Origin of the sequence: Pseudomonas sp. Z4-20 (assembly GCF_051131955.1) — a bacterium.
Taxonomy (GTDB): Bacteria; Pseudomonadota; Gammaproteobacteria; order Pseudomonadales; family Pseudomonadaceae; genus Aquipseudomonas; species Aquipseudomonas marvdashtae.
Genome location: NZ_CP071641.1, coordinates 65,201 through 84,789, shown reverse-complemented (window position 1 = coordinate 84,789; position 19,589 = coordinate 65,201). Strand labels below are relative to the sequence as shown.

Here is a 19,589-nt window from a genome sequence, read left to right as displayed (position 1 = left end):
GTGAGTGCTGCGCACTCAAGCGGGAGCAAGCTCCCTCGCCACAGGTGCGTGGTGTTCAGGGGTTGCGATCCAGCTTTTTCAGGAACACCGTCATCTCTTTTTCGGCCTGCTTATCGCCATGCGCCCGGGCCGCTTCCAAACCTCGTTCCCAGGCTTGGCGAGCCGCCGCAGCATCGCCCTGGCCCTGATGAGCCTTGCCCAACAGCTTCCATGCCGCCGAATACTTGGGGTCGAATTCGACGCAGCGTTGGAGGTGTTCAGCGGCGCGGGGGAATTCGCCTTGGTCGAGGTAGCCTTTGCCCAGGCCGAAGCGCAGCAGGGCGTTGTCCACGCCCTTGGCGAGCATTTTTTCCAGGGAATCGAGCATTTGAAGACTCCTATGAACTCGTGGCGAGGGAGCTTGCTCCCGCTTGGGCGCGTAGCGGTCGCAAAATTGGGCCTGCTGCGCAGGCCAGCGGGAGCAAGCTCCCTCGCCACGGGGATTGTTTTGTTAGGAAGAGCTCATCCAGCCAGAAGGTTTAGTTAGAAAAAACTCAACCCCACATGGAACAACTTCTCGACATCGCGAATATGCTTTTTGTCCACCAGGAACAGGATCACGTGGTCGCCCGTCTGGATCTCGGTGCCGTCGTGGGCGATCAGCACTTCTTCGTCGCGGATGATCGCGCCGATGGTGGTGCCGGGCGGCAGGCCGAGGTCGCGGATGGCTTTGCCGATCACTTTGCTCGACTTGGCGTCGCCGTGGGCGATGGCTTCGATGGCTTCGGCCGCGCCGCGGCGCAGGGAGTGGACGCTGACGATGTCGCCGCGGCGTACGTGGGCGAGCAAGGTGCCGATGGTGGCCAGTTGCGGGCTGATGGCGATGTCGATGTCGCCGCCCTGGATCAGGTCGACGTAGGCCGGGTTGTTGATGATGGTCATGACCTTTTTCGCGCCCAGGCGTTTGGCCAGTAGCGAGGACATGATGTTGGCTTCGTCGTCGTTGGTCAGGGCCAGGAAGATGTCGGCGTCGGCGATGTTTTCTTCCAGCAGCAGGTCGCGGTCGGAGGCGCTGCCTTGCAGCACCACGGTGCTGTCGAGGGTGTCGGAGAGGTAGCGGCAGCGTGCCGGGTTCATTTCGATGATCTTGACTTGGTAGCGGCTTTCGATGGCTTCGGCCAGGCGTTCGCCAATCTGGCCGCCGCCGGCGATGACGATGCGCTTGTAGTTTTCGTCGAGGCGGCGCATTTCGCTCATGACTGCGCGAATATTCGCCTTGGCGGCGATGAAAAAGACTTCGTCGTCCGCTTCGATCACCGTATCGCCCTGGGGCAGGATCGGCCGGTCACGGCGGAAGATCGCGGCGACGCGGGTTTCTACATTGGGCATGTGCTCGCGCAGTTGGCGCAGTTGCTGGCCCACCAGCGGCCCGCCGTAGTAGGCCTTGACCGCCACCAGCTGCGCCTTGCCTTCGGCGAAGTCGATCACCTGCAAGGCGCCGGGATGTTCGATCAGGCGCTTGATGTAGTTGGTCACTACTTGCTCGGGGCTGATCAGCACGTCCACGGGAATCGCTTCGTTGTCGAACAGCTCGGCGCGGGTCAGGTAGGCCGCTTCGCGCACTCGGGCGATTTTGGTTGGGGTGTGGAACAACGTGTGGGCGACCTGGCAGGCGACCATGTTGGTTTCGTCGCTGTTGGTCACGGCCACGAGCATGTCGGCGTCGTCGGCACCGGCCTGACGCAATACCGTGGGCAAGGAACCGCGCCCTTGTACCGTGCGGATGTCGAGACGGTCGCCAAGGTCGCGCAGGCGTTCGCCGTCGGTATCGACCACGGTGATGTCGTTGGCCTCGCTGGCCAGATGTTCCGCCAGCGAACCGCCGACCTGCCCTGCACCCAGGATGATGATTTTCATCCAGCCACTCCTTTCGAATCGGTTAACCGCGTGCGGCGGCGATCTTGATCAACTTGGCGTAGTAGAACCCGTCATGCCCGCCTTCCTGGACCAGCAACTGGCGGCCATGGGGCTGCTTGAGGCCGGCCTGGGTGGCGATGTCCAGCTCGCGGGCGCCCGGCGTGCGAGCCAGGAACGCTTCGATCACTTCGGTGTTCTCGGTCGGCAAGGCCGAGCAGGTGGCGTACAGCAGCATGCCGCCGACATCGAGTGTCATCCATAGGGCATCGAGCAATTCACCTTGCAGTTGCGCCAGCGCGGCGATGTCGTCCGGTTGGCGGGTGAGCTTGATGTCCGGATGGCGACGGATCACGCCGGTGGCCGAGCAAGGCGCGTCAAGCAGGATGCGCTGGAACGGCTTGCCGTCCCACCAAGCCGCCGTATCGCGACCGTCGGCGGCGAACAGCTCGGCGTCCAGGCCCAGGCGTGCAAGGTTTTCCTTCACCCGCACCAGGCGCTTGGCCTCCAGGTCCACCGCCACCACGCCGGCCAGTTTCGGCTCGGCTTCGAGGATGTGGCAAGTCTTGCCCCCTGGCGCGCAGCAGGCGTCCAGCACCCGTTGGCCGGGCGCCAGCTCCAGCAAGTCGGCGGCCAGTTGGGCGGCTTCGTCCTGGACGCTGATCCAACCCTCGGCAAAACCCGGCAGGGCACGGACATCGCCCGGGGTTTCCAGCACGATGCCGTCGCGGCTGTACTGGCATGGGATGGCCGGGATGCCGGCCTCGCCCAGTAACGCCAGGTAGGCATCGCGGCTGTGATGACGGCGGTTGACCCGCAGAATCATCGGCGGATGGGCGTTGTTGGCCGCGCAGATGGCTTCCCATTGCTCGGGCCAGAAGGCCTTGAGGGATTTCTGCAACCAGCGCGGGTGGGCGGTGCGCACCACCGGGTCGTGTTCCAGTTCGGCCAGCAGGGTTTCGCTTTCGCGCTGGGCGCGGCGCAACACGGCATTGATCAGGGCCTTGGCCCAGGGCTTTTTCAGCTTGTCGGCGCAGCCCACGGTTTCGCCGATGGCGGCGTGGGCCGGGACGCGGGTGTAGAGCAGTTGATAGAGGCCCACCAGCAGCAGCGCTTCGACGTCGGCGTCGGCGGCCTTGAACGGCTTCTGCAACAGCTTGGCTGCCAGGGCCGAGAGGCGCGGTTGCCAACGGGCGGTGCCGAACGCCAGGTCCTGGGTGAAACCGCGATCGCGATCTTCAACCTTGTCCAGTTGGGTCGGCAAGGAACTGTTGAGCGAGGCTTTGCCGCTGAGTACCGCTGCTAGTGCCTTGGCGGCGGCCAGACGCGGGTTCATGAAGCGTCCGCCGCTTGGCCGAGAACGGTGCCGACGGCAAATTTCTCACGGCGGCTGTTGAACAGGTCGCTGAAGTTCAGTGCCTTGCCACCAGGCAATTGCAGACGGGTCAGACACAACGCCTGTTCGCCGCAGGCAACGACGAGGCCGTCCTTGCTGGCGCTGAGGATTTCTCCCGGTGCGCCCTTCCCTTCGGCACAGCTGGCGGCCAAGACTTTCAAGGCTTCGCCGTTCAAGGTGCTGTGGCAGATCGGCCACGGGTTGAAGGCCCGTACCAGGCGTTCCAGTTCCACGGCCGGGCGGCTCCAGTCGATGCGGGCTTCGTCCTTGTTCAGTTTGTGCGCATAAGTGGCGAGGCTGTCGTCCTGCACTTCGCCTTGCAGGGTGCCGGCAGCCAGGCCGCCGATGGCTTCGATCACGGCGGGCGGGCCGATCAGCGCGAGGCGGTCGTGCAGGCTGCCGCCGGTGTCTTCGGCGCTGATGGGGGTGCTGGCCTTGAGCAGCATCGGCCCGGTGTCCAGGCCGGCTTCCATGCGCATCACGGTCACGCCGCTTTCGGCATCGCCCGCCTGCACGGCGCGTTGGATCGGCGCCGCACCGCGCCAGCGCGGCAGCAACGAGGCGTGGCTGTTGATGCAACCCAGGCGCGGAATATCCAAAACCACTTGCGGCAGGATCAGGCCGTAGGCGACTACCACCATCAAGTCCGGCTTCAGCGCGGCCAGTTCGGCCTGGGCTTGCGCGTCGCGCAGGGTCGGCGGTTGCAACACTGGCAAAGCGTTTTCCAATGCGAGCTGCTTGACCGGGCTGGGCATCAGTTTCTGTCCACGACCGGCAGGGCGATCCGGCTGGGTATAGACCGCGACGATTTCATGAGGGCTGGCCAGCAGGGCCTTGAGGTGTTCGGCGGCAAATTCGGGAGTGCCGGCAAAGACGATGCGCAGGGGCTCAGTCATGGGAAGCTCTCAGTTACAAAGCAGTCGCAAAAAGAAAAAGGCTTGCCGCGGCAAGCCTTTGAAGGGGGGCATCAAGCATTCTGGCGATGAATCTTTTCCAGTTTTTTCTTGATCCGGTCACGCTTGAGATTAGACAGGTAATCGACGAACAGCTTGCCGTTGAGGTGGTCGCATTCGTGCTGGATGCACACCGCCAGCAGGCCTTCGGCGATCAGTTCGTAGGGTTTGCCGTCACGGTCCAAGGCCTTGATCTTGACCTTCTGCGGACGGTCGACGTTTTCGTAGAAACCCGGTACCGACAGGCAGCCTTCCTGGTACTGCTCCATCTCGTCGGTGAGGGTTTCAAACTCGGGGTTGATGAACACCCGAGGCTCGCTGCGGTCTTCGGAAAGGTCCATGACGACGATACGCTTGTGCACGTTGACCTGGGTCGCGGCGAGGCCGATGCCTGGCGCCTCATACATTGTTTCAAACATGTCATCGACCAGCTGACGCACTTCGTCGTCCACTACGGCCACCGGTTTGGCGATAGTGCGCAGGCGCGGGTCCGGAAATTCGAGAATGTTCAAAATGGCCATAAGCTTGATAAATGCACGTGTGAGGTAAAGTCGGGTGGCTGGCCTGGCGTGTGTCGGGATGCAGGCTACCGTTGTAAAACGTTGCCCTTATGGAGAACAGCTCCGCAAGGTAGCGAGCCACGGGGGCTCTGGCGTTTTACGCGAACGCACATAATAAAGGGATTCACCGCATGAGGAAATCACTACTCGCCCTGCTGCTCCTGGCCTCGACCGGTATTGCGCATGGGCAAGTGCAACTTCGGGAAGGTTTTCCGCAGCAATACACGGTGGTCCAGGGGGATACGCTGTGGGACATTTCCGGCAAATACCTGCGCGAGCCCTGGAAATGGCCCGAACTCTGGCAGGCCAACCCGCAGATCGAAAACCCCAACCTGATCTACCCCGGCGACACCCTGTCGCTGGTCTACGTCAACGGCCAGCCGCGCCTGACCCTCAATCGCGGCGCCTCGCGCGGCACCATCAAGTTGTCGCCGCGCATCCGCAGCTCGCCGGTGGCCGACGCCATCCCCAGTATTCCCCTGCAAGCCATCAACAGCTTTTTGCTGAGCAACCGCATCGTCGACACAGCGGAAGATTTCAACAAAGCGCCCTATGTCGTCGCAGGCGATGCCGAGCGCGTGCTCAGCGGCACCGGCGACCGGATCTTCGCTCGCGGCACCTTCGACGCGAGCCAGTCGGCCTACGGGATATTCCGCCAGGGCAAGCTCTACACCGACCCTGAGACCAAGGAATTTTTAGGGATCAACGCCGATGACATCGGCAGCGGTGAAATCGTCGCCACTGAAGGCGACGTCACGACCCTGGCCCTGCAACGCACCACGCAAGAGGTGCGCCTGGGTGATCGCCTGTTCAGTGGCGAAGAACGCTTGATCAATTCGACCTTCATGCCCAGTGCGCCGAAATCCGATATCAATGGCTTGATTCTCGATGTGCCACGGGGTGTAACCCAGATCGGCGCGCTGGACGTGGTCACCCTGAACAAGGGGCGGCGCGACGGGTTGGCCGAAGGCAACGTGCTGGCCGTGATGAAGACCGGCGAAACGGTGCGCGACCGGATCACGGGCGCGCCGGTGAAGATCCCGGACGAACGCGCCGGCCTGCTGATGGTGTTCCGCACCTACGACAAGCTCAGTTATGGCCTGGTCCTGTATGCCTCGCGGTCGCTGGCGGTGCTCGACAAGGTGCGCAATCCATAACGGGTCTCACAAGTTACCAACAGAGTTATCCACAGCTTGTCCTCGTTTGAACGGGGTTACTAACGATCAAGGATTGATCTATGCCATTGCCTGAATCCGCTTCGGTTCCGCCTGCGGAACTGGAGGCCCGTCTGCGCTTGCATCGCTTGCCAGACGTGGGACCTAGACGCTTCATGACCCTGATGGAGGCCTTCGGCTCAGCCTCCAAAGCCATCAGCGCCCCGGCCAGCGCATGGCGAGCACTGGGATTGCCTGCCCAGTGCGCCGAGGCCCGGCGCCTTCCGGAAATCCGTGACGGCGCAGCCCATGCGATGGCCTGGCTAGAGGGCCAGGCCCAGCATTTGTTGATGTGGGACCAGCCAGACTACCCGGCACTGCTGGCGCAGATCAGCGGCGCGCCACCGCTGCTGTTTGTGGCTGGCGACCCGACGATCCTGGAAAAACCGCAGCTGGCGATGGTCGGCAGTCGCCGGGCATCGCGTCCGGGCATGGACACGGCGGCGGCATTTTCCCGGAGCCTGGCCGGGGCCGGATTTGTCATCACCAGTGGCTTGGCCTTGGGCATCGACGCGGCCGCTCATCAAGCAGCGTTGGATGTCGGCGGGCAAACCATCGGCGTGCTCGGCACGGGCCTTGAAAATTTTTATCCACAGCGCAATCGCCGGCTGGCGCAAGCGATGATTGCCCAGGGTAGCGCGGTGCTTTCGGAGTTCCCGCTGGACGCGCCGCCTCACGCCAGCAACTTCCCGCGCCGCAATCGAATCATCAGCGGCTTGTCCCTTGGCGTGCTCGTGGTCGAGGCCAGTGTCGCCAGTGGTTCGCTGATCACGGCGCGCCTGGCGGCGGAACAGGGCCGCGAGGTGTATGCGATTCCGGGGTCGATCCATCACCCCGGCGCCCGGGGTTGTCATCAATTGATCCGTGACGGCGCGGCGCTGGTGGAAACGGTCGAGCATATCCTCGAAGCGTTGCGCGGTTGGCAGCGTTTGCCCTTCACCGCAGAGCCTGTCCCGGTAACGCATCCGCTGTTGCGCCTGCTCCATGCCGCGCCGCAAACCAGTGAAGCATTGGCCGATGCCAGCGGTTGGGGTTTGTCCAAAGTCCTGGCGGCACTGACCGACCTGGAAATGGACGGGCGGGCGACGTGCGAGCACGGGCGTTGGTTTGCTCGCTAGGTTTTATGGGGAAGATCGGTAAACTGCGCACAGCCTTATTTGTGTTGCGGAGAATCTTTCATGGTCAACAGTTGGCGTGTGCAACAAGCCGCGCGAGAAATTCGCGCAGGGGCGGTGATTGCCTATCCAACCGAAGCGGTCTGGGGCCTGGGTTGCGACCCGTGGAACGAGGATGCGGTGGAGCGTCTGCTGGCGATCAAGTCCCGCCGTCCGGACAAGGGGTTGATACTGGTGGCGGACAATATCCGCCAGTTCGATTTTCTGTTCGAAGACTTCCCCGAGACCTGGATGGACCGCATGGCCAGCACGTGGCCGGGGCCCAATACCTGGCTGGTGCCGCACCAGGATCTGCTGCCGGAGTGGATCACTGGCGTGCACGACACCGTCGCGCTGCGGGTCAGCGATCACCCGATTGTCCGGGATCTGTGCTCATTGGTCGGCCCGCTTGTCTCCACCTCGGCCAATCCCCAAGGGCGCCCGGCGGCGCGGACGCGGATCCGCGTCGAGCAGTATTTCCGTGGGCAGATCGACCTGGTGCTGGGCGGCAACCTGGGCGGACGCAAGAACCCGAGCGTGATCCGCGACCTCGCTACCGGCAAGATTGTACGACCTGACTAGATGCCCTGTGGCGAGGGAGCTTGCCCCCTCGCCATAAGAGCCCTTCTGGCTCAAGGTAAAAGTATGGTCGACCCCGTCGTGCGCCGTGCCGACAGTTCGGTATGGGCCTTGGCTGCTTCGGCCAGCGGATAACGCTGGTTGATATCCACAGTAAGCCTGCCGCTGCTGATCATTTCGAACAGTTCATCAGCCATGCGCTGCAGGTTTTCAGCGTTGTTGGCGTAGGTCGCCAGTGTGGGGCGGGTGACGTACAGCGAGCCCTTGGCCGAGAGAATCCCCAGGTTCACGCCGTCCACCGCACCGGATGCATTGCCGAAGCTCACCATCAGGCCGCGGGGAGCGGTGCAGTCCAGAGAGGTCAGCCAGGTGTCCTTACCGACGCCGTCGTACACCACAGGGACCTTCTTGCCGTCAGTCAATTCCAGCACACGCTGTACGACGTTTTCCTTGCTGTAGTCGATCACTTCCCAAGCGCCGTGGGATTTTGCGATAGCGGCTTTTTCCGCCGAGCTGACGGTGCCGATCAGCTTCACGCCTAGGGCCTTGGCCCATTGGCAGGCCAGCGAGCCCACGCCACCAGCGGCGGCATGGAACAGGATGGTTTCGCCGCTCTTGAGCTCGTACGTCTGGCGCAACAAGTACTGCACGGTCAGGCCCTTGAGCATCACCCCGGCGGCCTGTTCGAAACTGATGGCTTCGGGCAAATGAACCAGATTGGCCTCGGGCAACACATGCACATCGCTGTAGGCGCCCAGCGGCCCGCTGCCATAAGCCACGCGGTCGCCGACCTTGAAGCGAGTCACCTCCGACCCGACGGCCTCGACCACACCCGCCCCTTCGGCGCCAAGCCCCGACGGCAGCGCCGGTGGCGGGTAAAGCCCGCTGCGATAATAGGTGTCGATGAAGTTCAGGCCGATCGCCTTGTTGCTGACGCGCACCTGCTGCGGACCTGGCTCGGCGGGCGAGTACTCCACGTACTCAAGCACTTCTGGACTGCCGTGGGAACTGAACTGGATACGTTTGGCCATCTTCACCTTCTCCTTATCGTGGGACTTTTTACCAAGCCTGCTATCGGACTCCTAAGCTTGATCTTCGTCAACTGTGGTGTGAGTGGATGCGGTGTTATTCTGTGCGCCCATTTGCCGGCGGCCCTTGTACGCCGCGCAGCGTAGCCCTGATCAAGGTGATGTCATGACTACTCGCACCGAGGCCGTGAAAGCCTATCTGCTCGACCTGCAAGACCGCATCTGCGCCGCCCTGGAAACCGAGGACGGCGGCACTCGCTTCGTCGAGGATGCCTGGACCCGCCCTGCCGGCGGTGGCGGGCGCACCCGAGTGATTGAAAACGGCACGGTCATCGAGAAGGGCGGCGTCAACTTTTCCCACGTCTTCGGCAGCGGTCTCCCACCCTCGGCCAGCGCCCACCGGCCGGAACTGGCCGGGCGCGGCTTCGAGGCCCTGGGCGTGTCGTTGGTGATCCATCCGCACAATCCGCACATTCCAACGTCCCACGCCAACGTGCGCTTTTTCATCGCCGAAAAGGAAGGCGAAGAACCGGTCTGGTGGTTTGGCGGCGGTTTCGACCTGACCCCTTACTACGGCGTGGAAGAAGATTGCGTGCACTGGCACCGCATCGCCCAGCAAGCCTGCGAGCCGTTCGGCCCGGACGTGTATTCGCGCTACAAAGCCTGGTGCGACAGCTATTTCCACATCAAGCATCGAAACGAGCCCCGGGGCATCGGCGGGCTGTTTTTCGATGACCTGAACGAGTGGGACTTCGACACCAGCTTCGCTTTCATGCGCGCCATCGGCGATGCCTATATCGATGCCTACCTGCCTATCGTGCGTCGCCGCAAGAACGACGAGTTCACGCCCAAGCAACGGGAATTCCAGGAGTTCCGCCGTGGGCGCTATGTGGAATTCAACCTGGTGTATGACCGCGGCACCCTGTTCGGCCTGCAATCGGGCGGGCGCACCGAGTCGATCCTGATGTCATTGCCGCCCCAGGTCCGCTGGAGCTACGACTGGAAAGCCGAACCGGGCAGCGAAGAGGCGCGGTTGACCGAGTACTTCCTGCAGGATCGCGATTGGCTGGCGACAGCCTGAACAGGGGACACCATGGATCGCTACGTTGTAATGGGTAACCCGATCGGCCACAGCAAGTCGCCGCTGATCCATCGTCTGTTTGCCGAGCAGACCGCGCAGGCCTTGGACTACGCCACGTTGCTGGCGCCGCTGGAGGATTTCGTCGGTTGCGCGCGGGCATTTTTCCTTGAGGGTCGTGGGGCGAACGTCACCGTGCCGTTCAAGGAGGACGCCTTCCGTTTGGCCGACAGCCTGACGGAACGGGCCCAGCGGGCCGGGGCGGTCAATACCTTGAGCAAGCTGGCCGACGGCAGCCTGTTGGGGGACAACACCGACGGCGCCGGGCTGGTGCGGGACCTGACCGTCAATGCCGGTTTCAGCCTCAAGGGCAAGCGCATCCTGTTGCTGGGTGCCGGCGGCGCGGTGCGGGGCGCCTTGGAACCGCTGCTGGCAGAAGCGCCGGCCTCGGTGATCATCGCCAATCGGACGGTGGAAAAAGCCGAGATGCTGGCCGAACTGTTCGCCGACCTCGGGCCGGTCTCGGCGAGCGATTTCGCCTGGTTGAGAGAACCGGTGGACCTGATTATCAATGCTACGTCCGCCAGCCTGTCAGGCGATGTACCGCCGATTGCCGGATGTTTGATCGAACCAGGCAAGACCTTTTGCTACGACATGATGTATGGCAAGGAACCCACTTCGTTCTGTCGCTGGGCCCGGGAGCAAGGCGCGGCGGTGGCTATGGATGGCTTGGGCATGCTCGCCGAACAGGCGGGCGAAGCGTTCTTCCTGTGGCGTGGCGTGCGCCCGGATACCGCGCCGGTGCTGGCGGAGCTGCGTCGTCAGCTCGCGGCGGTCAGTCCCTGAAAAGGATCGGGCATCGCTCCGGTCCTTCCAGCTTCAATAATTCCTCTACCACCTGTGGCCTTGCCCCGCGCAAGGTCAGGCTGCGCCCCTGGCCACGCAAGCGCCGGGCTTCCTGATGGAGCATTTCCACGCCGGAGTAATCGATGAAGTTGATCTGCTGGGCATCGATCACCACCTGTTGCGCGGGCATGCGTTGCAAGCGCACTTGCAGATAATGGCTGGCGCCGAAAAAGATCGAGCCGCCCACCCGCAGGACATCCGCCTCGCCTTCGCGAAATTGCTGCACCCGCGGTTGTGAGGTGCGCTTGAGATAAAAGAACAGCGAGGCCAGTACGCCGGCATAAATGGCGGTTTGCAGTTCGAGCAGCAGCGTGGCCAGGCAGGTCAGGCCCATGACCAGGAATTCCGAGCGACTCACGCGGTACAACGCACGGATACCCCGGTGGTCCACCAGGCCCCAGGCGATCAGCAAGATACTGCCGGCCATGGCGGGAATGGGAATGTGCGCGATCAGTTTCGCCCCGGCCAGCGCAAACAACGCCACCCACAAAGCCGAGAACACGCCGGCCAAGGGCGAGCGAGCGCCCGCCTCATAACTGAGACCGGAACGGGTGAAGGAACCGGCTGACAGCGATCCCGCGAAAAATCCTCCAACGATATTGGAAAGGCCCTGCGCCCTGACCTCCTGGTTCGCGTCGAGCAACTGCCCGGAGCGCACCGATAACGAGCGGGCAATGGACAGGCTGGTCACCAGCCCGAGCATGCCCACCGCCACGGCACCGGGCAGCAGGCGCAGGATCAACTCAAGGTCCAGCGGTAGCGGGGTGAACGGTGGCAGGCGCCCGGCGAAGGCGCTGACCAGCGCCACATGCCCGAACATCGCCGGCCACAGCCAGACCACCAGGCTGCTGATGACCAAGGTTATCAACAGGGTCGGCCAGCGCGGCAGCAAGCGCTTGAGCACCATGCCCAGCACCAGCGTCCCCAAACCCATCAGCAATGAGGGGTTATCCACAGCCCCAATGTGACTGAACAACATGAGCAGGCTCTTCAACGCCGTGGCTTCGTTCGGCAAGTCCAAGCCCAGCAGGTTCGGCAATTGCCCCAAGGCAATGACCACCGCCGCGCCCAAGGTGAAACCCAGCACCACCGAGTGCGAAACGAAATTGACCAACGCCCCGAAACGCAACAGCCCAAGCAGCCATTGGAAAATGCCCGCCAACACCGTCAGTAACAGGATCAACATGATGTAGTCCTGGCTAGCGGGCACGGCCAAAGGACTGACAGTGGCGTACAGGACAATGGAAATCGCCGCCGTGGGACCGCAGATCAGGTGCCACGACGATCCCCACAGGCAGGCGATCAGCACCGGCACGATCGCCGCATATAAGCCGTATTCCGGCGGCAGGCCGGCAATCAAGGCGTAGGCAATGGACTGCGGCAACGCGAGAATCGCGCCGCTGAGGCCGACGATCAGGTCACGGCTGACACTGGCCCGAGTCTGCCGGGGCAACCAGCTCAGGAATGGGAAAAGTGAATGGCGGGTGGGGATTGCCATGGGGCCTCAAAAAACGGGGTTTGGCGCAAGAGTATCAGGTGAACCAACGTGGCGAGGGAGCTTGCTCCCGCTGGAGAGCGCAGCTCTCCCAAAACCAATCACGCAGATCCAGCTGATACTGCGCTTTCAGGTTCTGGGGCTGCTTCGCAACCCAGCGGGAGCAAGCTCCCTCGCCACAATAGCTTTATAGCTTGGCCTTCACCGCCGCCAGTGCATCCTTGCCATCAACGGTCTTCACGCCGTCCAGCCATTTATCCAGCACCGCCGGATTAGCCTTGATCCAGGCCTTGGCCGCTTCGGCATTGCTGACCTTCTTGTTTACCACTTCAGCCATGATGCTGTTTTCCATTTCCTGAGTGAAACTCAGGTTGGTCAGCAGCTTGCCTACGTTCGGGCAGGCCTGTGCATAACCTTTGCGCGTCAGCGTGTAGACGCTGCCGGTGTCGCCGAAGTATTTCTCGCCGCCCTTGAGGTAGTGCATCTTCAGTTGCACGTTCATCGGGTGCGGGGTCCAGCCGAGGAAGGTCACGAATTTCTGTTTCTTCACGGCCCGGGAGACTTCGGCCAGCATCGCCTGTTCGCTGGATTCCACCAGTTTCCAGTCACCCATCTCGAAATCGTTGGACTTGATGATTTCCTTGAGCGAAAGGTTGGCCGGGGCGCCGGAACCGATGCCGTAGATCTTCTTATCGAATTTGTCGGCGAACTTGTTCAGGTCGGCAAAGTTATGCACACCCGCGTCCCAGACGTAGTCCGGCACCGCCAAGGTGAATTCGGTGCCATCCAGGTTCTTCGCCAGTTGCGTGACGTCACCGTTGGCGACGAATTTGTCATAGAACCCCTGCTGCGCAGGCATCCAGTTACCCAGGAATACATCAACCTGGCCGTCCTTGAGCCCGCCAAAGGTGATCGGCACCGCCAGGGTGTCGACCTTGGCCTTGTAACCCATGCCTTCGAGCAGGAAACCGGTAATGGCATTGGTCGCGGCGATGTCGCTCCAGCCCGGATCGGCCATCTTCACCGTCTCGCAACTCTGCTCGGCCCACGCCGACGCACTGCTCAACGCCAACAGCCCGGCGGTCAGTACTGTGGATAACTTTTGCATGTGCTTCCCCTTACGTTATTGGTTTATTGGGCAGGGTGTGGGTAACGGGCCTTGCGCTCCAGGTCGTCGAGATCGATGTGGTTGCGCATGTATTGCTGACTGGCATCGACCAGCGGCTGGTGGTCCCAGCTCTTGAGTTTGCCCAGGGTCAACGCCTGGGCGACAAAACGTCGGCGCCGCTGGCTGGCGAGCACCTGTTGATGAATGGCTGGAATATCCCATTTGGCCCGCGCTTCGGCGAGAAAATCAGCCAACAGGGACTGATGCCCAGGCGAATGGCTGAGGTCTTCCAGTTCCTTCGGATCATTGCGCACATCAAACAGCAGGCATGGGTCATCCTCGCTGTAGATAAATTTCCACGGGCCGCGACGGATCATCATCAACGGGCTGATGGTGCCTTCGGCCATGTATTCACCAAACACTTCGTCATGCCCACCCTGCCCTTGCAGATGCGGCAACAACGAGCGGCCATCCAACGGCAAACCGGGGTCCAGCGTGCCACCGGCCAACTCGACCAGGGTCGGCAACAAGTCGGCGGTGGACACTGCGGCACCGACGCGGCCACTGGCGAACTGGCCCGGCGCGCTGATCAATAGCGGTACGCGCGCGGCCATTTCGAACCAGTGCATTTTGTACCAGAGGCCCTTTTCCCCAAGCATGTCCCCGTGATCGCCGGAGAAGACGATGATGGTGTCATCCAGCAGACCGGTCTCTTCCAGGGTTTGCAGTAACTTGCCCACATTGCTGTCGATGTAGCTGCAAGCACCAAAGTAGGCACGGCGGGCGTCGCGAATCTTATCCACAGGCAACGGCTTGCCCCACAGGTCGTAGACTTTCATCAGACGCTGGGAGTGCGGATCAAGCTCAGCCTGGTCGGGGGTTTGCGGCAGTGGGATGTCTTTGTCGTCATACAAATCCCAGAACGCCTTGGGAATCGTGTACGGATCGTGTGGGTGCGTCATCGATACGGTCAGGCAAAACGGTTGGTCGCCGTCTTCGCGAATGTGATCGAACAGGTATTGCTGGGCCTTGAATACCACTTCTTCGTCGAAATCCAGCTGATTGGTGCGCACGCATGGCCCGGCCTGCAACACCGAGGACATGTTGTGATACCAGCTTGGCCGGACGTCCGGCTCATCCCAATTCACCGCCCAACCGTAATCGGCCGGGTAAATGTCGCTGGTCAGGCGCTCTTCATACCCGTGTAGCTGATCGGGCCCGCAAAAATGCATCTTGCCGGACAGCGCCGTGCGGTAGCCGAGGCGCCGCAGGTAGTGGGCATAAGTCGGAACGTCCGCAGGGAAGTCCGCCGCGTTGTCGTAGGCGCCGATCTTGCTCGGCAATTGGCCGCTCACCAGTGTAAAACGCGACGGCGCGCAGAGCGGACTGTTGCAATACGCAGCGTCGAACACCACGCCCTGGTCGGCCAGGCGTGACAGATTCGGCAGCTTGATCGGCGACGGACCGTAAATTGGCAACATTGGCGCGGCCATTTGATCGGCCATGATGAAAAGAATGTTCTTGCGCTTCATGTATTCGCGGCATTCCATAGTGAGCGGTTATGCGATATTGCTGCGATTGAGCATGTAGCCCATGCTCTTTGGGGTAAAGCCCATGCAAGATAATGACTAGGATAAGCACAGCTTATGTATGACGCCTTGGGTGACCTGTCCCTGGACCTGTTCCGCGCCTTCGAAGCAGCGGCTCGCCAGCAAAGCTTCACGGCCGCCGCGATTGAGCTGGGCACCACACAGCCAGCCATCAGCCAGCAGATCAAGCGATTGGAGGAACAACTCGGCGCACGGTTGTTCGATCGTATCTACCGAGGCATCGAATTGACCGAGGTCGGTTCCATTCTGTTCGAACAGGTCCAGGCCGGCTTGCAAAGCATCGACGCCGGGCTGAACGCGATCAGTGCCCAGCACCAACACGAGGTGCTGCAAGTCGCGACGGACTTTGCGTTCGCCGCTTACTGGTTAATGCCGCGCCTGCACCGGTTTCATGCGGCCAACCCACAAGTGGACGTTAGCTTGGTAACTAGCGAGCGCAACCACAACATGCTGCGCACGGATATTGACGTTGCGGTCCTGTTTGGCGACGGTCGTTTCAAACAGGGCGAAAGTCGCTGGCTTTTCAGCGAAGAAGTTTTTCCCGTATGCAGCCCGCTGCTGCTTAAGGAACGCCCCCTGCCCTTGCCGGCCCAGGCCTTGTCGGAATTCCCCTTGCTGCATTTGCGCGGCGGCAACAGCAGCAGCTGGTTCGAGTGGAGTGGCGTGTTCCGTGAGCTGGGCATCATCTCGCCGCCCGCTCCCGGGCAATTGCGCTTCGACAACTACACGCTACTCATCCAGGCGGCAATCGGCGGCCAAGGTGTCGCCATCGGCTGGCGACACCTTGTGGATAACTTGCTGGCGCAGGGGCTGCTGTGCCGACCGATCGCCGAGACGGTGCTTTCCCGTCTGGGGTACTACGTGGTCCTGCCCCAGCGTAAGCGCCGGGGTGTGCTGATCAAGTTGTTCGTCGATTGGCTGATGGAAGAACAGGCCAACAGTGCAGAGTCGTTGACGGGATTGCCGCTGCCTTCCATTGCGGTGTGAGCACCTCAAGTAGCTGGGACAAAGCTGACATGCTCACCGACGTGCAGATTGAGGCGCAGTTCGTCGGCAATGCCGACCGCTACACGGCTCAGGCGCTCTAGCGATTCGGCCATGCCAGGCTCCAGGCTGGTGCTGACGTGGCTGAAATGTTCGATGCTCAACCCCTGCACGGCATAAGGCGCATTGACGAGCGTCCATTGCAGGGCACTGTTTTTCAGGGCATCAAGGATTTCTTCGGCGGCGTGGTGCTGCAAGTCATCGTCTGTCTGCTCTTCTTCCAGCACGGCAAAGTTGCCCACCAGGAACAGCCGGGGAATCTTCACCGCTTGCATGCCGGCAATTAGCGCATCCACAGCCAGGACCTGCTCCACAGGACCGGGGATGAGCGTGCGCTCCACTTGCTCGCTGTTCATTGGCAGCCCCGGCGCGTTCAACAGACACACCACAGCGCTGGCGCCGGCGACGCTCTGCTTGACTCGTTCGGGGTCGAAGAGATCCCCGGTCTTGGCGCGCAGGCCCGGGCGCGGCGCCAAGGCGGTAAGATCATCCAAAATGGCGATGATTTCATGCTGGCGTCGCAACAGTTCAGCCATCAACGCACTGCCGAGGCTGCTCATGGCACCATAAAGCACCACTTTAATGACCGGGGTTTCGGCGTTTTTCATGGCTGATATTCCTTTTTCCCGCGTGTAAAGGCTCTGACCCGTGGTTTAGCGCGAGGGTTCGGCTGGTCTTTCGAGGAGTGACAAATGCAACGGATCAAGGGCTATCACGCCCACGTTTATTTCGACGCCAGCACCCTCGACCAGGCGCGGGCACTGTGTGAGGAAGCGGCGCAACTGTTTGCGCTGAAGATGGGGCGGATGCACCAACGCCCGGTCGGTCCACACCCGGACTGGAGCTGCCAGCTGGCATTCGATCCGCAGTACATCGGCGTGGTCTTGCCGTGGCTGGCTCTCAATCGCAAGGGACTGGTAATTTTTCTTCACCCCGACACCGGCGATGACCTGGCGGACCACACCGATCATGCGATCTGGATGGGGGCGGTGCGGCCGTTGAATCTCTCAGCCTTCAAAGCAAAAACCTGACTGCTTTTGTTGTGGAGGCCAATCATCAGCCATTGCAGCGACGAAAGGCTGCTGAAAGCTTGCGCGATTAGGATCGCCTCACCTACCGGCAATAGACCGGTGGCCTAAAACGAGTCTTCGTTAGCTCGTGCGGCCCTTTTAACAACAACAATGGTGATTCTGATGTCCGCTGCTTCCCGTCCCGCTGCACCCACTCCATCCGTTCCCCTCGTGCTTTGCATTTCGCGCTGACCTGTCCGGTTCGCATTTCATAGCCGCGCCACGCCTGGAGTATTTCCCATGCTGACTTTCCTTGGCTTCGCCATGGTCATCACGTTCATGTTCCTGATCATGACCAAGCGCCTGTCCGCGCTGATCGCCCTGATCATCATCCCGATCCTGTTTGCCTTGTTCGGTGGCTTCGCACCGAAAATCGGCCCGATGATGCTCGAAGGCATCACCAAGCTCGCCCCGACCGGGGTGATGCTGATGTTCGCAATTCTGTATTTTGCCCTGATGATCGACTCCGGCCTGTTCGACCCGGCCGTGCGCAAGATCCTCAAGCTGGTCAAGGGCGACCCGTTGAAAGTTTCGGTCGGTACCGCCGTTCTGGCGCTCGTCGTTTCCCTCGATGGTGACGGCGCGACCACTTACATGATCTGCGTAGCCGCCATGCTCCCGCTCTACAGCCGCATCGGCATGAGCCCGCGGATCATGGCCGGCCTGATCATCCTCGCCGGCGGCGTGATGAACATGACCCCGTGGGGCGGCCCGACCGCCCGCGCAGCCAGCGCGCTGCATGTGGACCCGTCCGACATCTTCGTGCCGATGATCCCGGCGATGCTGGCCGGCGTCGTGGCGATCCTGGCGATTGCCTATATGTACGGCAAACGCGAGCGTGCCCGCCTGGGTGAATTGCACCTGGCCGGTGATGAAATGGACCACAGCGAAATCAGCGTTTCCCAGTTTCCGGATGCCCGTCGTCCGAAGTTGATCTGGTTCAACGGCGCGCTGACCCTGGCCCTGATGTGCACCCTGATTGCCGGACTGCTGCCATTGCCGGTGCTGTTCATGGTGGCGTTCAGTATCGCGATGATCGTTAACTACCCGTGCCTGCAACAGCAGAAAGACCGCGTCGCGGCGCACGCTGGCAGCGTGTTGGCGGTGGTCGGGCTGATTTTCGCGGCGGGGATCTTCACCGGTATCCTGACCGGCACCGGCATGGTCGATGCCATGTCCAAGAGCTTGCTGGCGGTTATTCCGGAGTTCCTCGGTCCGTACCTGGCGGTCATTACCGCGCTGGTGAGCATGCCGTTCACGTTCTTCATGTCGAACGATGCATTTTATTACGGGGTGTTACCGGTTTTGGCCGAGGCCGCCAGCCATTACGGCATCACCGCCGTCGAAATGGCCCGTGCTTCCATCGTCGGCCAGCCCGTTCACCTGCTGAGCCCGCTGGTTCCGTCGACTTACCTGCTGGTGGCGCTCGCCGGGATCGAGTTCGGCGATCACCAACGCTTCACCTTGAAGTGGGCAGTACTGGTTTGCCTGTGCATAATGTTCGCCGCCTTGCTGATGGGGATTTTTCCGCTGTTCAGCACTCTATAAAAGCAACGCCCGCTGCGTCGCCCCTTTCGGGTCACCGAAGGCGCGGCGCGGCCTAACACTCGCTCAAAGGAACTCACATGGAATGGCTGACCAACCCGGAAATATGGGTTGCCTTCTTTACCTTGACCGCCCTGGAAATCGTCCTGGGCATCGACAACATCATCATGATCTCGATCCTGGTCAGCCGCATGCCCAAGCACATGCAGGCGCGCACCCGGATCTTCGGCCTGGCCTTGGCCATGATCACCCGGATCCTGTTGCTGCTGTCCATTACCTGGGTCATGCGCCTGACGGCCGATTTGTTCGAAGTCTTCGGCCAGGGCATTTCCGGTCGCGACCTGATCCTGTTCTTCGGTGGCCTGTTCCTGCTATGGAAAAGCTCCCAAGAGATGTACCACGCGCTGGAAGGCGAGGATGAAAGCACCGACGAGCCATCGGGCACGGGCGGCAGCTTCATCTACACCATCGTCCAGATCGCGATCATCGACATCGTGTTCTCGCTGGATTCGGTGATCACCGCAGTCGGCATGGTTTCCCATGTCCCGGTGATGGTGGCGGCAATCATCGTAGCTGTGCTGGTGATGATGCTGGCGGCGGGTACTATCAGCAGCTTCATCGACAAGCATCCGTCGCTGAAGATGCTGGCGCTGTCGTTCCTGCTGGTCGTCGGTACCGTGCTGATCGCCGAGTCGTTCGAGGTGCATGTGCCAAAAGGCTACGTCTACTTCGCGATGGCGTTTTCGCTGGCGGTGGAAGCGATCAACATCAAGATGCGCATCGCCATGGCGCGCAAGCGCAAGCAACAGGATCCGGTGAAACTGCGCAAGGATTTTCCCGGTCAGTAATATCGTAGGGCGATGAACGAAGGGGCTCTCGGAGCCCCTTTTTCATGCCTGCGGATAAGTGACCTGTTGCGCAACATTCAAGATCCGCAACGTTCTTGCAGAGAACCT

General features: G+C 61.5%; 19 protein-coding genes. 9 read left to right on the top strand and 10 right to left on the bottom strand.

Annotation, left to right across the window (positions count from 1 at the left end; all coding sequences use genetic code 11):
* Positions 1–55: 55 nt before the first annotated feature.
* The 5 genes from J3P82_RS00400 to def all read right to left on the bottom strand — a co-directional run bounded on the left by J3P82_RS00400 (position 56) and on the right by def (position 4,763).
* Positions 56–367 carry a tetratricopeptide repeat protein gene (locus tag J3P82_RS00400; RefSeq protein WP_434559824.1) on the bottom strand — a complete coding sequence of 104 codons (312 nt, stop codon included), beginning with the start codon at positions 365–367 and terminating at the stop codon, positions 56–58.
* Between the two features lie 155 nt (positions 368–522).
* Complete coding sequence (trkA, locus tag J3P82_RS00395; protein WP_434559822.1) at positions 523–1,896, bottom strand: Trk system potassium transporter TrkA; 1,374 nt, start codon at positions 1,894–1,896, stop codon at positions 523–525.
* A 22-nt stretch (positions 1,897–1,918) separates the two neighbouring features.
* Positions 1,919–3,229 carry a 16S rRNA (cytosine(967)-C(5))-methyltransferase RsmB gene (rsmB, locus tag J3P82_RS00390; protein WP_434559820.1) on the bottom strand — a complete coding sequence of 437 codons (1,311 nt, stop codon included), beginning with the start codon at positions 3,227–3,229 and terminating at the stop codon, positions 1,919–1,921.
* Positions 3,226–4,185 (bottom strand): methionyl-tRNA formyltransferase, encoded by a 960-nt coding sequence (fmt, locus tag J3P82_RS00385; RefSeq protein ID WP_434559818.1) that lies wholly within the window; start codon positions 4,183–4,185, stop codon positions 3,226–3,228. The genes rsmB and fmt overlap by 4 nt, the downstream gene beginning before the upstream one ends.
* A 71-nt stretch (positions 4,186–4,256) precedes the next feature.
* Complete coding sequence (def, locus tag J3P82_RS00380) at positions 4,257–4,763, bottom strand: peptide deformylase (RefSeq protein ID WP_434559816.1); 507 nt, start codon at positions 4,761–4,763, stop codon at positions 4,257–4,259.
* A 170-nt stretch (positions 4,764–4,933) separates the two neighbouring features.
* Here def and J3P82_RS00375 point away from each other — a divergent pair, with 170 nt between their 5' ends.
* The 3 genes from J3P82_RS00375 (at position 4,934) to J3P82_RS00365 (ending at position 7,752) form a co-directional block, all read left to right on the top strand.
* Positions 4,934–5,959 carry a LysM peptidoglycan-binding domain-containing protein gene (locus J3P82_RS00375; protein ID WP_434559814.1) on the top strand — a complete coding sequence of 342 codons (1,026 nt, stop codon included), beginning with the start codon at positions 4,934–4,936 and terminating at the stop codon, positions 5,957–5,959.
* A gap of 80 nt (positions 5,960–6,039) precedes the next feature.
* Positions 6,040–7,134: a DNA-processing protein DprA gene (gene dprA / locus J3P82_RS00370; RefSeq protein WP_434559812.1), complete on the top strand. Its 1,095-nt coding sequence runs from the start codon at positions 6,040–6,042 to the stop codon at positions 7,132–7,134.
* Between the two features lie 60 nt (positions 7,135–7,194).
* Positions 7,195–7,752 carry an L-threonylcarbamoyladenylate synthase gene (locus tag J3P82_RS00365; RefSeq protein ID WP_186614241.1) on the top strand — a complete coding sequence of 186 codons (558 nt, stop codon included), beginning with the start codon at positions 7,195–7,197 and terminating at the stop codon, positions 7,750–7,752.
* A gap of 50 nt (positions 7,753–7,802) precedes the next feature.
* On the opposite strand, the gene J3P82_RS00360 is transcribed toward J3P82_RS00365, so the two are convergent.
* On the bottom strand, positions 7,803–8,780 hold the full coding sequence (locus J3P82_RS00360; RefSeq protein ID WP_434559810.1) for an NADPH:quinone reductase: 978 nt from the start codon (positions 8,778–8,780) through the stop codon (positions 7,803–7,805).
* 163 nt (positions 8,781–8,943) lie between these two features.
* On the opposite strand from J3P82_RS00360, the gene hemF reads away from it, so the two are divergent.
* Together hemF and aroE are read left to right on the top strand one after the other, a co-directional pair.
* Positions 8,944–9,858, top strand: a complete 915-nt coding sequence (gene hemF / locus J3P82_RS00355) for an oxygen-dependent coproporphyrinogen oxidase (protein WP_434559808.1) — start codon at positions 8,944–8,946, stop codon at positions 9,856–9,858.
* 12 nt (positions 9,859–9,870) lie between these two features.
* Positions 9,871–10,701, top strand: coding sequence for a shikimate dehydrogenase (aroE, locus tag J3P82_RS00350; protein ID WP_434559806.1), 831 nt, complete (start codon positions 9,871–9,873; stop codon positions 10,699–10,701).
* On the opposite strand, the gene J3P82_RS00345 is transcribed toward aroE, so the two are convergent.
* The 3 genes from J3P82_RS00345 to betC all read right to left on the bottom strand — a co-directional run bounded on the left by J3P82_RS00345 (position 10,691) and on the right by betC (position 14,896).
* Positions 10,691–12,259 carry a SulP family inorganic anion transporter gene (locus tag J3P82_RS00345; RefSeq protein ID WP_434559804.1) on the bottom strand — a complete coding sequence of 523 codons (1,569 nt, stop codon included), beginning with the start codon at positions 12,257–12,259 and terminating at the stop codon, positions 10,691–10,693. The genes aroE and J3P82_RS00345 overlap by 11 nt on opposite strands.
* A gap of 184 nt (positions 12,260–12,443) precedes the next feature.
* Entirely contained in the window at positions 12,444–13,364 is a 921-nt protein-coding gene (choX, locus tag J3P82_RS00340; protein ID WP_434559802.1) for a choline ABC transporter substrate-binding protein, read from the bottom strand.
* Between the two features lie 23 nt (positions 13,365–13,387).
* Positions 13,388–14,896 carry a choline-sulfatase gene (gene betC / locus J3P82_RS00335; protein ID WP_434559800.1) on the bottom strand — a complete coding sequence of 503 codons (1,509 nt, stop codon included), beginning with the start codon at positions 14,894–14,896 and terminating at the stop codon, positions 13,388–13,390.
* A gap of 114 nt (positions 14,897–15,010) precedes the next feature.
* Here betC and J3P82_RS00330 point away from each other — a divergent pair, with 114 nt between their 5' ends.
* Positions 15,011–15,961 carry a choline sulfate utilization transcriptional regulator gene (locus tag J3P82_RS00330; RefSeq protein WP_434559798.1) on the top strand — a complete coding sequence of 317 codons (951 nt, stop codon included), beginning with the start codon at positions 15,011–15,013 and terminating at the stop codon, positions 15,959–15,961.
* Between the two features lie 5 nt (positions 15,962–15,966).
* Here J3P82_RS00330 and J3P82_RS00325 read toward each other — a convergent pair whose 3' ends face one another.
* Entirely contained in the window at positions 15,967–16,626 is a 660-nt protein-coding gene (locus J3P82_RS00325; RefSeq protein WP_434559796.1) for an NAD(P)-dependent oxidoreductase, read from the bottom strand.
* An 84-nt stretch (positions 16,627–16,710) separates the two neighbouring features.
* Here J3P82_RS00325 and J3P82_RS00320 point away from each other — a divergent pair, with 84 nt between their 5' ends.
* From J3P82_RS00320 to J3P82_RS00310, 3 genes are all read left to right on the top strand, one after another.
* Positions 16,711–17,049 carry a DOPA 4,5-dioxygenase family protein gene (locus J3P82_RS00320; RefSeq protein WP_434559794.1) on the top strand — a complete coding sequence of 113 codons (339 nt, stop codon included), beginning with the start codon at positions 16,711–16,713 and terminating at the stop codon, positions 17,047–17,049.
* A 279-nt stretch (positions 17,050–17,328) separates the two neighbouring features.
* Positions 17,329–18,636 carry a CitMHS family transporter gene (locus J3P82_RS00315; protein WP_186633441.1) on the top strand — a complete coding sequence of 436 codons (1,308 nt, stop codon included), beginning with the start codon at positions 17,329–17,331 and terminating at the stop codon, positions 18,634–18,636.
* Between the two features lie 77 nt (positions 18,637–18,713).
* Complete coding sequence (locus tag J3P82_RS00310; protein WP_434559792.1) at positions 18,714–19,481, top strand: TerC family protein; 768 nt, start codon at positions 18,714–18,716, stop codon at positions 19,479–19,481.
* Positions 19,482–19,589: the final 108 nt, after the last annotated feature.